Genomic DNA, 12,203 nt, shown 5'->3' on the forward strand with positions numbered 1-12,203 from the left:
CCGCCACTGCAATTGCAGTGGCGGTTTTTTTGTTTAAGGTAATATTACTATAAAATAAAAGCCCCGAAAACCGGGGCTTTTTTTAATTTAATAAAGGCAGCTAATTAAGCTAATGCAACCCTCCTGAAACCTGTTACGGTAAGGTTAGAGTCAACACTCTTAACGTACTCGCTTACGCTAAGTTTGCTGTCCTTAATATAATCCTGGTTAACAAGGGTGTTATCTTTAAAGAAACGGCCCAATTTACCTTTGGCAATATTATCAAGCATAGCTTCAGGTTTTCCTTCCTGGCGAAGCTGGTCTTTAGCTATTTCAATTTCTTTTTCTACAACAGCAGAGTCAACACCTTCCTCGTTAAGGGCAAGTGGAGCCATGGCAGCAGCCTGCATAGCAACGTTTTTAGCGGCTTCTTCAGCACCGTCAACGTTTGCAGAAAGGCTTACAAGTGTAGCAATCCTGTTACCTGCGTGTATATATGCACCCACAAATGGGCCATCAAGTTTTTCATAAGAACCTATTTCAATTTTCTCGCCAATAACACCTGTTTGCTCAGTAAGCTTGTCAGCTACTGTAAGGCCGTTAAAGCTTGCGGCAAGGAAATCATCTTTAGTTTCATAATTAAGTGCAAGCGTAGCAAGATCTGTAGCCAGTTTTACAAATGATTCGTTTTTGGCAACAAAATCAGTTTCACAGTTAAGCGAAATAATAACGCCTGAAGTTTTGTCGGCATTAACAGCAGCGATAACAGCACCTTCGGCAGAATCCCTGTCAGCCCTGTTAGCAGCTACTTTTTGTCCTTTTTTGCGAAGGATTTCAATAGCTTTGTCAAAATCACCTTCAGCTTCTACAAGCGCTTTTTTACAGTCCATCATACCGGCACCTGTAACCTGTCTTAGTTTATTTACGTCTGCAGCAGTAATATTTGCCATTTTATTTGATATTTATAAAGTTAAATAAATTAAAGCCGTTATGTTGATAATGGCTACAAAAGTAAGCATATATCAGCACAACGACTTTACTGTAATGTTATCTTATTCTTCAGTAGCAGCGTTGGCAGCTTCTGTTTTTGCAGCAGCTGTTTCAGCAGCCGGTTGCTCCTGTTGGTCTTCCTTGTCAGATTTCCTGTCAGAAAGGCCTTCGGTAATAGCACCCGTTACTAAGGATAAAATTTTGTCTATAGATTTAGAAGCATCATCATTTGCAGGGATAACATAATCAACCTGACGAGGGTCAGAGTTGGTATCTACCATTGCGAAAACCGGAATGTTTAATTTTTGAGCTTCTTTTACTGCGATGTGTTCAGCCTTGATATCTACTACAAACAGAGCGGCAGGAAGCCTGGTCATGTCAGCAATAGAGCCAAGGTTTTTTTCAAGCTTTGCACGAAGGCGGTCAACCTGTAGGCGCTCTTTTTTAGATAGCGTGTTAAATGTACCGTCTTTTTTCATTTTGTCTATCGAAGCCATTTTTTTAATAGCCTTACGGATAGTAACAAAATTTGTAAGCATACCGCCCGGCCACCTTTCGGTAATGTACGGCATGTTTGCAGCAGCAGCTTTTTCAGCAACAATGTCTTTTGCCTGCTTTTTAGTAGCAACAAACAAAACTTTTCTGCCTGAAGCAGCAATTTTTTTAAGGGCTTCGTTAGCCTCTTCTATTTTAGCTGCAGTTTTATACAGGTTAATAATGTGTATGCCATTACGCTCCATGTATATATAAGGGGCCATATTAGGATCCCATTTCCTGGTCATGTGCCCAAAGTGAACACCTGCTTCCAGTAATTCTTTTACATCTACTTTATTTGCCATTTTTGTAATAGTTTACGTTCTGTTGAGTAAGCAATGCACAGGTGGCTTAAAAATTTATAAGGCCCCGCCCATTTAGATGCTAAACTAACCCCCGCCTCAACGGGGCAACAACAACTGAGTTTTTTAAATTCAATAATAAAAAATGAACGGATATTAACGTTTAGAGAACTGGAATCTCTTACGGGCTTTCTTCTGGCCGAATTTTTTACGCTCTACCATACGAGGATCCCTTGTTAATAATCCTTCAGGTTTAAGGATTCCCCTGTTTTCAGCATCAACCTCGCACATTGCGCGGGCAATAGCCATACGTACAGCTTCAGCCTGTCCTGTTATACCACCTCCGTATACATTTACTTTAATGTCAAAGTTTTCAACGCTGTTAGTCATAGCAAGCGGTTGCCTAACTTTGTACTGTAAAGTAGCTGTAGGGAAGTAGGTTTCTAATTCTTTTTTGTTAACCGTGATTTTTCCTGAACCTTCTGTCAGGTAAACACGGGCAACAGCAGTTTTTCTCCTGCCAATTTTGTGAATAGTCGCCATCTTACTTTAGGTCGTTTAGGTTAACGGTTTTAGGTTTCTGAGCCTCGTGTTTGTGGTCAGTACCTACATATACATTTAAATTGCGGAATAATTCTGCACCAAGTTTGTTTTTAGGCAGCATTCCTTTTACAGCTTTTTCCACCAATATAGCAGGGTTTTTTGCCTGTACTGCTTTAGCGGTTAAAGTCCTTTGTCCTCCTGGGTAACCTGTGTGGCGGATGTAAGTTTTATCATCCAGCTTGTTACCTGTAAGGTTGATTTTTTCTGCATTGATAACAATTACGTTATCTCCACAGTCCACGTGCGGTGTATAATTTGGTTTGTACTTACCTCTTAAAAGCATCGCAACTTTTGAGGCAAAGCGTCCCAAATTATGACCTTCAGCATCAACAACTATCCACTCTTTCTGAGCAGTAGCCTTGTTGGCTGAAACTGTCTTGTAGCTTAATGTGTTCACAATAAATAATTTTAATTAAACATTCCATCCCCAATAAAGGGAGTGCAAAAGTACAATTATTTATGAGAAATTCAAATGTGATGATAAATTATTCTTTACCACAGTAGTTTACATGATAAATTAATTTATTCCAGGGGGCGCAGCGTGTTGCTGTAGGTAATAGTGAACGGGTTTTTGCCACCCGGATTTTTCATTAAATATATAAATTTATATTTTTTTGCTTCTTCGGCTTCAACAGTTGTTTCGTTTCCTGTAAAATTATCATGAATGTAGGTGTCATAGCGGTTATCAATACGTATTTGTCCTGCTATACCGGTTTTCAGGTTTGAAATTACATTTTGATTATACAGCCTCTTTCCTTTGGAATTAGTTACTTTTACTTTTTCACCTTTAAAGTTTTGTGTAAATATAAGTACCGAATAATTACCACTGTTTGCATTTAGCTTATTTAGTAGTGCATCTTTTTCGGCTTCAGGTGCGGCCCTGAAATCATCCCTGTATTGTACATCGGGCTTTTTTTCAGATACGGCATTTGCGGTTTTTGCGCTTTTACACATAACGAGTGTTAAGGCAGCAATAATTATAAAAGTTATCTTTTTCATTAAATATCATTTCCGGTTAAACACTCAAATATAAAGCCTGGGCTGTATTTGAACCATAATTTTAAGATATAAATAACAAAGGCTCCCTTATAAAAGAGAGCCTTTGCAACTAACCTGAAATATGTAATCTAAAATTGTCTTTGAAAGACTTTTAAAAGGAGCCTCCCTTAGAAGGCTCCTGAACTTAACTTATAAAACTAACTCAACTATTTTTTTATAAACTTAACAGTACTTTGCCTGTTATCAGTATCTGTAATCTTTACAAGGTATAAGCCTTCACTTAGGCTGGCCACATTGTAAAACTGTCCTGCCTGGGCAGCACCAAAAGATTTTACCAATTGGCCTGCAATGTTGTACATTTCCACTTTTGAAACAGGTATTGATACTGCAAACTCTGTAGCGGCAGGGTTCGGGTAAAGCGAAGCCTTACTTTCTACAAAGTTTTGGCTGCCTAATGAAGCCTGCTGGTTACCAAATATCCTGAATTCGCCCGGTTGCAGGCTAACTGTGCTGGTAGAGCCGCTTATGGCTGAATTATCCATAAGGTTATACCACGTTCCTGCTGTTGGGAAAAATGTATTTACATTTTGGGGTGCTGTGGTAAAGTTGGCCAGTACTATTACACTGTTTAATTGTGTAGCAGGCAGGCTGGTATTCCATATATCAATGCGTGGCAGCAAGTTTCCTGAGCTGATTGTAAATGTAGTAGTATGGAATACCTCATTATTTACCCTTAAATCAATAATTTTTGACCAGGCATCATAAACGCTCATACGATCCGGATTTGTGTCATAACCCAATTCAAAAGGTATTGGCTTAGGGCTTGTGCGGCAGTCATTATTATAGGTGTTGTTTTCGCAGCGGTTGATGCCAAAATCAAATCCCAGTTCGCCAAACTGCCAAAACATTTTAGGGCCGGGAATGGTAAACACTACTGCACCCAGAGCTTCCATCCTTTTAAGGGCAACAGGCAGGCTTGTAATATTATATCCTGAAACATTATTACCATATAAAAGGTTTTTATACATAAGCCTTTCTTCGTCATGGCTTTCGGCATAACCTACAAGCCTTGGCTGCTGAAAGCCCCTGGTTTCATAATTCATGCTGCCAAAATTGCTGCCGGAGGAATAGCCCATTGTTAACTGGTTGTATTCCGAGTTGAGTTTACCCCAAAACATAATACCCTTACCTTCATTTACACGGTAGTTGGCCCATTCGGTTTCCTCAGCTGCCGAACTGTTAGCTCCTGAGCCTACACCTAAATGTTCAAATATCACATAAAAATCAGGATCTATAGCCCATTGGTAATCGGCATACTGTTTTAATATAGCTACCCTGTCAGCCTGGTAATTATTTGTACAGGTTTCATTATTGGTACAGTTTTGTGTAAATCCTTTTGTTAAATCCCATCGGAAACCGTCAATATTAAATTCTGTCATCCAGTATTCCATTGTCCTTTCAGTATAATACTGTGTTAAAGGCGACTGGTGGTTAAGGTCGGTTCCTACATTATAGGAGTGTGCAGGCGTTACGTTGCAGTAAGGGTTTTCGGCAGTTGTACTTCCAAAGCCGTCGCCGTCAGGGTCGTTAACCCACATTCTTGCCAGTGGAGAACGGCCATAAACATGGTTAATAGCCAGGTCTAATATAACGGCTATACCGTTTTGGTGGCAAAGGTCTATAAATTGCTTCATAGAGTTTGCATTACCGTAGGATTTATCAATAGCCATGTGAAAGGCCGTATTGTAACCCCATGAAATATTCCCTTCAAACTCCATAACAGGCATAAGCTCTATTGCATTAACATTTAAATTTTTAAAATAATCAATGCGGTCTATAAGCCCTTGCCAGGTTTTATTGGAATCGAAATCACGTATCAACAACTCATAAATTATCAGGTCTTCTTTTGCGGGCCTTTCAAAATCAGTAACCTGCCAGTTGTAAGGCTGTTGATTGGTTTGCAATACTGATACTTCAAAATTTTGACCTTCAGGATATTGCAGCATGTTAGGATATGTGGTTATATACGGGTCATCATAAGGGGATAAAACCAATGTAGAGAACGGGTCTGCCGTTTTTACAAGGGCAGGGGAGTTGGCAACAGGAGTCTGGTCAACCACCCAATACTGGTATGTATATACCTGGCCGGGGTTTAAACCTGTAAGCGTAAGCCAGAATTTTCCTGTTGTGCCATCTTTTTTCATGGCATGGGCATTGCCCGGCTGCCAGTTATTATTATCAAAACTTCCGGCAACATAAACAAAGTCTTTTCCAGGCGCATTTAAAACCAGTGTTGCCGAGGTTGCATCATGGTAGGTAATACCATCACGTGCTCCTGCAGGCATTGGTTCGGTTACAGTTACCGGATTTACAATAGCCGTAAAGTTTTTTGTTTTTACATCGCCGCCATTTGTTACTACCAGACGGTAATTTTGGTTTTGTGTTATGTTGGTATGATTAAAAGAATAATTAGATGTGCTGTTATTGGTATTAATAAGGGTATTGTTGGCAAATAATTCATATTTTGCATTACCGCCTGTATTATTTGCCGTTATGTTTAAGTTTGCTCCGGAATTTAAAATGGTAGTGCTGCCTTCTGCAGGTGCTGTAAGGTTTACCTGGAATGCGCCTACGTTTATAAAATAATCCTGAGTTTGCGGACTGCCCGATGCAGCCCTAAATACCACACATATCTGTGAAATGGTACTTGTAGTAGGAACTCCAAAATAAGTATAAAGATTGGGAGAAAGCTGTAGTGTGTAACTGTTGCTGCCAATTGATGTAAGAGGTGGCTGGGTTATATTATTACCCCATGATCCTTTTACAAATGACCATTGCGTACCATCAACAGTAACGCCGATATGCGCATATATTGTTCCGGTATAACTGGCCAGCCCGGTTCCTGTTTTATTAAAGGTCAGTGTAACGGGGCCTTCAGCCAATGCTGGAGACGGGCTTGTGGTAATTTGTGAAAAGCCATCAAAGCCAATTAATAAAAATATAAATAGCGTAATTTTTTTCATAGGTATAAATTGAGAAAGCGGGCTGAATCAGCCCGCTTATTTTTTAAACTATACTATTCTACAGGTATGTATATGTAACGTCCTGTAAGGTCGTTAAACCAAATTTCATAATTTCCGGGTATAGTTATTCCTATTGGAATATCACCACCATTAATAGCACCTAATCCTGAATAAGAAGTGTCTCCACCCCAGTTAACGGTCCAGCTATCATTAGCCCTGAACTTTAGTTTACTATCACCGGCTTTAAGGAATTGACTTTCAAGATACCAGATATGAGGATCAAATGCTGACTGTACCATATCAGTATCAGGGTCATTCCAATCGTTAGGCGTAGCAGTACCTATTATAGCAATAGTTGTATATGTAGATGATCCGGCTTCATTAAAAGATTCAAAAGTATAAGCCATATCAGCAGTATTTACCATCAAGGTATAATAACCTGCAGTTGCAACTATAAATGGCCCAGGATCTGATCCTGTTCCGTCATTAACTGCTAATGATCCGCCGTTAACACCCCATTGTGGCTGCCAGTTTCCTTTTTTCTCAATCAACTTAAATTCTCCTGCTGCAAAATAACCTGTATAATAGTAAACATTTTCATTTGCAGGATCCCTGAACATTGCATGATGGTTTTCATTACCGGTATTATCCCATCCAAACTCAGTTGCTTCACCTATTAAATAAAGGTCTTTGTAAGGGTAAGTTACATATGGGGTAACAAGATATACTATACTGTTAGAAAAACTTGGCTCAGCACCTGTAGTACCTACGTTAGATTTAATTCTCACTTCAACAGCACCTTCTGTAAAAGGTTCTAAACCGGCAGCTACAGCCGCACCGTTTAATGCCTGGGAGTTAATAGTAACATAAGTATTAGTAGTACTTGCCAGTTCAATTGGTTCTGCAAATTCGGTATCCGGAGCAGCTATCTGAACTGTGTAAGTAACTTCAGTTGGAGACCCGTAATCCACATCTTCCCATGTTAGTACAAGTGCAGGGTTGTTAGGTGTTAGGGGATCAAGTATTACTGATGAACCAGACTCTGGTGAAAGGATGCTGAATGTAGCAGCCGGGGGATTAAGGTATTTTAAATCCTGTTCGTCTTCACAAGAGGTAAATCCTGCAAAAAGCGCAATTGCCGTTAAAGCTTTAAATATATTTTTCATTTTGTTTGTAGTATTACATTAAACTTTTAATAACCAGTGTTTTGAGTTAAATTTGGGTTAGCTGCCCTTGAAGCAACCGGTATTGGGAATACTTTCATGTAGTTTGGCAATGAGATACCGTTAACTGCATTTCCTTTCCATGCCCAGTTGTAGCTGCCGCCTGTATATTTATTAAAGCGGATAAGGTCTTGCCTCCTGTGTGCTTCCCAATGTAATTCCCTCGCTCTTTCATCAATCAAAAAGTCAAGGGTTAATTCGCCCATTACAATATTTGCTGCTGCAGAACCGCTGTTGGCCCTTTCCCTTAAATCATTAACATAGCCAAGTGCGGTATCCATGCTTGTTCCGCCGGCACCTCTTAAGGCACATTCTGCATACATAAGATAAACATCAGCTAAACGGAATAATGGGAAATCAGTATTTACAAATGTTGAGTTCTGGCCAACTACACCTGTGGTTGATATGTTAGAATATTTACCTAAAATATACCCCTGGTCTTTATTACCTATACTTGTAATATCAATAGGCCTCTCTCCAATTATAATGGTATTCCTGTCATCATTCACAAAGTCTGAACCTGAGAATTTTTCAGAGAATTGTTTCCTTAGGCGTATTGCACCACTCCATGCTGCAGCACTTACACCAAACGACTCTCCGTTTACCTCAAGCGAACCTACCTGCCCATTTACCATTACAGTGGTTGGCCCATAATTTTGTGTATAGGTACCGTCTGACTGAAGTGTAAATATCATTTCAGGAGATGTATGGTTGTCTGCTTTAAAGTTGTCAAGATAGTTAGGATTTAATGTATATCCCGAACTGATGATTTCCTGGCATTTTTCAGCACATTGTGTGTACATGTTTTCGCCGATATAAACTTCGGCATTAAGGTAAAGCTTGGCAAGCAGCATGTTGGCCACACCCTGGTCAACCCTTCCATATTCATTTGTTGTTGCAGGTTTTAATCCCGGTAATACAGCATTAAGTTCGTCTTCTACAAATTCAAATAATTGTGCGCGGTTATATTCAGGGCCAGCAAAGTTTACAGGGTCATTTTCTGTAATAAAAGGAGCTTTGCCAAACAAATCTATCATGTTATAATAGGCCATAGCCCTTAATACCCTTACCTCGTTACGATACACTTCAATTTCAGCCGCTTCATCAGAACTAATATTCCTGCTGCTTAATTTTGATGGAGTAGACTGCCTTAAATATTCATTAGCTAAAGCTACCTGTACCATAGTACGGCTAAACATACCTAATAAAATAGGGTTTTCAGATGACCAGATATTTCTTTGCAGTTCCCTTGTGCCGGGGTCATTTTCATAACTCCATACCATTTCATCAGTAGTAAGATCCTGAAGATAAAGCAGGCATCTGCCGTACTGGCTTGTACCAGCATCAACCCCCTGAAGGAAAGAAGTGCCTGGACCACCTGTGCCGGTTAATGCAAGGTTGCCATAAACACCGGCCAAAGCCTGTTTGTATGCTCCGGGCTGTTTGTAAAAGTCATCAGCCCTAAAAATATCGTCATCTTCCGGGGTCACGTCCAGTTCGCTTGTACATGAATTGAATACAAACGCTATCCCCATAAGATACAATAAACTTAATTTTATTTTTTTCATAGTCATTTAATTAAAAGTTTACGTTAGCCCCAAAAAGGAAAGTCCTCTGCCTTGGGTATATAGTCTGGTCACGTCCGTCATTTGTAATTTCAGGATCTATACCCGAATATTCAGTAATAACAAATGCATTTTGTACACCTGTAAACAGCCTTACAGATGCTTTGTCATTAAGCCAGTTTTTAAATGTGTACCCAAGTGTAATATTATCCATCCTAAGGAATGAAGCATTTTCTACATAAACATCAGAAAGTACCACATCCGGTGTATTTGTAAAGTTTGTAGATAAAACATTTCTTGGGATATTTGTTAAGGCGGCATCTGTTTTAAGGAAGTTGTATTGTGCATTACCTGCATTTACAGCATTGTAAATCCTGTTTCCTACACTTGCTCTCAAATTGAATGAAAAATCAAAGTTTTTGTAGTTCATGCTCGATGCAAAACCAAACGTGGCATCCGGGTCAGGATTTTTGTATATATACCTGTCCTGCTCGTTTATTATACCATCGCGGTTCAGGTCGGCATAAGCGCCTTCAATTGGGTTTCCGCTATTGTCATAAAGCTGTTTGTAAAGGTAGAAAGACCACGGTGTGAAGCCTTCGCGGTATATTTGTGCTGTACCACCTGTACCTGCACCTGTACCACCTAAAAGTATATCCTGTCCAAAAGCAAGTTCTTCAATCCTTCTTTCAAACTTGGTTACGTTAAAGTTTACATTCCAGTTAAAGTCCTGTGTTTTTATTACATCGGCAATTATGCTAAATTCAACACCTTTGGTTGTAAAGCTGCCAATATTCATCCAGCCCCTGTTAGAAAAGTTGGAACCGTCAGGGAACGGAGCCTCCTGTAAAAGGTCTTTACTGTCTTTGTAAAATAAATCTACAGCACCTGTAATCCTGTTATTAAAGAAACCATAATCAATACCTACGTTATAAGTTGTAGTTTCTTCCCATTTTAACATTGGGTTGTATGCGCCCGATACTGCAATAGGGTATTGTGAGTCTCCAAACACATACTGGCTGTTACCATTACCAATTTGGTATTGCTGCAGGAAGAAGTTTGGCGCTGAAAAGTTCTGCTGGCCTGTTATACCATAACCTAAACGTAATTTAAGGTCGCTTATGGTGTTAGATTCCGCAAAGAAATCCTGATTCATTTTCCAGGCAAAAGCTGCTGCAGGGAAGTTACCCCAACGGTTATCTTCGCTAAAGCGGGAAGAACCATCCCTCCTGTATGATAATGTTAACAGGTACTTGTCATTAAATGACAGGTTAGCCCTTCCGAAAAAGCCTATCAGTACATTATCAGTAGCAATATCTGTTTCAGGGAAGTTGTCGGCAAGGTTAGGGTCATTTATATTACCGGTATAAAAGCTTGTCTGCTCAAATTTCTGGTAAGAGTAACCTGCTGTAGCATCTATATTAAGCTTGCCAAAAGTTTCATTATAATTAAGGTAAACATCCATTAGTTTGTTCCTTAATGTCCTTTCGCTGTATTCATTTGTACCGAATGGTATGCTGTTATTAGATGGTGCAGAAGCAGCATTTGTAGGAACATAACGTGTCCTTTCACCTTTAGATTCGTCAAAGCCTAAGTTAAGCACAACTTTAAGCTCCGGCATAAAATGAAAACGGTATTCCGTTTCAACGTTACCAAATATACGGTTGTTTTTACCGTTATCATGTGTTTGTAACAGTTGCGCTACGGGGTTACGTGTGCCTAAAGTAAGTGCGTTATTTGCATCGGCAGGGTTATAGTATTCAAAAAATCCACCATAAGGAGAATCTGCATCATATACCGGTTGTGTAGGGTCAAAACGGAAGGCAGCCCCTTCAACACCGTCTGCAAACCTGTTCCTTTCATTAGCAAAATTGGCATTAACCCTGAATTTTAAATGGTCATTAAAAAAGGAAGGATTTAAGCTTAATGACGCACTGTTCCTTATAAATTTATTGGTTAGCCTTAAACCTTCCTGATAGGTATTACCTATAGATAAACGTGCAGGAACAACTTTAAACAGGTTACCTGTTAATGACAGGTTATTGTCTATAAAGTCAGTCCTTCTGTAAATTTCATCCTGCCAGTTAGTATTGGCATCACCTAAAAGGGCAGCATCAGTAGTATTTAGCCTGCCTGCGGCAATACCCGCCATAATCTGCTCCCTGAATTCATCAGCTCCAAAAACATCAATTGTTTTTGTATGCCTTCCTGAACCATAGTTAAAGTTATAATTTACCTTAAGCTCTTTACCGCCTCTTTTGGTAGTAATGATAATTACACCATTGGCAGCCCTTGAACCATAAATTGCAGTAGCCGATGCATCTTTAAGCACGGTAAAACTTTCTATGTCGTTAGGGTTAATTGCTGCAAGTGGGGAAGTAGAACCTATATTGGTATCATTAGTAACAGGCAAACCATCTATTACTATAAGTGGGTCGTTAGAGGCATTTAATGATGAGCCTCCCCTTATCCTTATCTGAGAACCTGAACCAGGGGCACCGCTGGTATTGATGGTAACACCGGCAACACGTCCGTTAATAAGGTTTTCGGCTGTTACCATTGTTCCCTTATTAAAGTTTTCAGATGTTACGGTAGTTACCGAACCTGTAGCATCCTTCTTTTTAACCGAACCGTAACCTATAACCACAACTTCTTCAAGCTGGGTAGCGTCTTCCGTTAAGGTTACATTAATATTGTTCTGGCCATTGTAGGTTATAGCCTGTTCGGCAAAGCCGATAAAACTGAACACAATCCTGTCTCCCGTGTTAACATTGGTTAGGGTAAAATTACCATCCATGTCAGTCGAAGTGCCATTTGTTGTGCCCTCTACAATTACATTAACACCGGGAATAGGCTGCCCGGTGGTATTATCACGAACGGTACCCTGCAAAGTGCTTTGTGCCAATGCACTAAAGGGCAACATCAGTAATAAAAGTAATAACTTTTGATACATTGTTTTCATACAAGTTGTTTAGGTTAATTTTG

The 12,203-nt window shown here is 39.6% G+C and carries 9 protein-coding genes; all 9 read right to left on the reverse strand.

The features are described 5' to 3' along the window. Nucleotides 1–104 precede the first annotated feature (104 nt). The 9 genes from tsf to GSF09_RS09350 all read right to left on the reverse strand — a co-directional run bounded on the left by tsf (nt 105) and on the right by GSF09_RS09350 (nt 12,180). A complete protein-coding gene (gene tsf / locus GSF09_RS09310; RefSeq protein ID WP_159800676.1) occupies nt 105–929 on the reverse strand; it encodes a translation elongation factor Ts in 825 nt (274 codons plus the stop codon). A 102-nt stretch (nt 930–1,031) separates the two neighbouring features. After that, nucleotides 1,032–1,808: a 30S ribosomal protein S2 gene (rpsB, locus tag GSF09_RS09315; RefSeq protein WP_159800677.1), complete on the reverse strand. Its 777-nt coding sequence runs from the start codon at nt 1,806–1,808 to the stop codon at nt 1,032–1,034. A gap of 153 nt (nt 1,809–1,961) precedes the next feature. After that, a complete protein-coding gene (rpsI, locus tag GSF09_RS09320; protein WP_159800678.1) occupies nt 1,962–2,348 on the reverse strand; it encodes a 30S ribosomal protein S9 in 387 nt (128 codons plus the stop codon). A 1-nt stretch (nt 2,349) separates the two neighbouring features. After that, nucleotides 2,350–2,805, reverse strand: a complete 456-nt coding sequence (gene rplM, locus GSF09_RS09325; protein WP_159800679.1) for a 50S ribosomal protein L13 — start codon at nt 2,803–2,805, stop codon at nt 2,350–2,352. Nucleotides 2,806–2,930: 125 nt separating this feature from the next. Beyond that, nucleotides 2,931–3,407 carry a hypothetical protein gene (locus tag GSF09_RS09330; RefSeq protein ID WP_159800680.1) on the reverse strand — a complete coding sequence of 159 codons (477 nt, stop codon included), beginning with the start codon at nt 3,405–3,407 and terminating at the stop codon, nt 2,931–2,933. A 206-nt stretch (nt 3,408–3,613) separates the two neighbouring features. Next, nucleotides 3,614–6,430 (reverse strand): alpha-amylase family glycosyl hydrolase, encoded by a 2,817-nt coding sequence (locus GSF09_RS09335; RefSeq protein ID WP_159800681.1) that lies wholly within the window; start codon nt 6,428–6,430, stop codon nt 3,614–3,616. Nucleotides 6,431–6,483: 53 nt separating this feature from the next. Further along, the gene (locus GSF09_RS09340) at nt 6,484–7,596 is read right to left on the reverse strand and encodes a SusE domain-containing protein (protein WP_159800682.1); all 1,113 of its coding nucleotides are present in this window, start codon (nt 7,594–7,596) and stop codon (nt 6,484–6,486) included. Between the two features lie 26 nt (nt 7,597–7,622). Then, complete coding sequence (locus tag GSF09_RS09345) at nt 7,623–9,221, reverse strand: RagB/SusD family nutrient uptake outer membrane protein (RefSeq protein ID WP_159800683.1); 1,599 nt, start codon at nt 9,219–9,221, stop codon at nt 7,623–7,625. Nucleotides 9,222–9,231: 10 nt separating this feature from the next. Further along, nucleotides 9,232–12,180, reverse strand: coding sequence for a TonB-dependent receptor (locus GSF09_RS09350; protein ID WP_159800684.1), 2,949 nt, complete (start codon nt 12,178–12,180; stop codon nt 9,232–9,234). Between the last annotated feature and the right edge of the window lie 23 nt (nt 12,181–12,203).

It is taken from the genome of Flavobacterium sp. MK4S-17 (assembly GCF_009848495.1).
Taxonomy (GTDB): domain Bacteria; phylum Bacteroidota; class Bacteroidia; order Flavobacteriales; family Flavobacteriaceae; genus Flavobacterium.

Excerpts from the sequence above, each read along its gene's own strand:
- tsf (WP_159800676.1), bottom strand. The coding sequence starts at position 929 with ATGGCAAATATTACTGCTGCAGACGTAAATAAACTAAGACAGGTTACA.
- rpsB (WP_159800677.1), bottom strand. The coding sequence starts at position 1,808 with ATGGCAAATAAAGTAGATGTAAAAGAATTACTGGAAGCAGGTGTTCAC.
- rpsI (WP_159800678.1), bottom strand. The coding sequence starts at position 2,348 with ATGGCGACTATTCACAAAATTGGCAGGAGAAAAACTGCTGTTGCCCGT.
- GSF09_RS09330 (WP_159800680.1), bottom strand. The coding sequence starts at position 3,407 with ATGAAAAAGATAACTTTTATAATTATTGCTGCCTTAACACTCGTTATG.
- GSF09_RS09335 (WP_159800681.1), bottom strand. The coding sequence starts at position 6,430 with ATGAAAAAAATTACGCTATTTATATTTTTATTAATTGGCTTTGATGGC.
- GSF09_RS09340 (WP_159800682.1), bottom strand. The coding sequence starts at position 7,596 with ATGAAAAATATATTTAAAGCTTTAACGGCAATTGCGCTTTTTGCAGGA.
- GSF09_RS09345 (WP_159800683.1), bottom strand. The coding sequence starts at position 9,221 with ATGAAAAAAATAAAATTAAGTTTATTGTATCTTATGGGGATAGCGTTT.
- GSF09_RS09350 (WP_159800684.1), bottom strand. The coding sequence starts at position 12,180 with ATGAAAACAATGTATCAAAAGTTATTACTTTTATTACTGATGTTGCCC.